This window comes from Flavobacterium sp. CSZ (assembly GCF_015350725.1).
GTDB lineage: Bacteria > Bacteroidota > Bacteroidia > Flavobacteriales > Flavobacteriaceae > Flavobacterium.
Genome location: NZ_JADKPQ010000065.1, coordinates 1 through 677 on the forward strand (window position 1 = coordinate 1; position 677 = coordinate 677).

A 677-nucleotide genomic window follows, 5' to 3' on the forward strand; every position below is an offset into this window, starting at 1 on the left:
GCAAATGCCCTGATGTATGAAACAGGTGATTTGGGCCGATGGATGCCAGATGGGAGTATTGAATTTTTAGGCAGAAATGATTTTCAGGTAAAAATCCGCGGTCACCGCATCGAGCTGGGAGATATTGAGTCTGTACTGCTTAATTTTTCTGCCTCTCTGATCCAGGTTGTAGTTGCTGCCCAGGAGCAAAAAGGAGAAAAAGTGCTTGTAGCGTATTACGTTTCCCAGGATAATATCGATAAGTCTGCCTTGAGGTCATTTCTTCAAAAAGAACTTCCCGAGTATATGATTCCCAATTTTTATGTATCCCTTGAAAAAGTTCCCTTAACCCCAAATGGAAAGGTAGACCGCAAGTCCTTGCCAGGCATCTCAGACTCGGATATTATCCGCAGGGCTTATGTGGCTCCAGTAAGTGAGCAGCAAATCAAACTGGCCCAGATCTGGCAGGATGTTTTAAAAGTAGACCAAGTGGGAATTACGGATAATTTTTTTGAACTCGGGGGTCACAGTCTGATTATGGTTCAGGTAATTAACCACATTTTTAAGGAACTGGGAAAAAGCCTTTCGTTCAGGGATTTCTTTTCCAACCCAACGATCGAATCATTGGCAGGTAAACTGCAGGTATCGGGATATGTAGCCATTCCAAAAGCAGCCCCAAGGGTGTCTTATCCGCTGAC

At 44.0% G+C, this 677-nt stretch carries 1 protein-coding gene; it reads left to right on the top strand.

The window, feature by feature from the left end; translation table 11 throughout:
• Positions 1–42 precede the first annotated feature (42 nt).
• Positions 43–677: phosphopantetheine-binding protein (locus IRZ78_RS26010; protein ID WP_228520634.1), on the top strand; the 635-nt coding region annotated here is incomplete at its 3' end.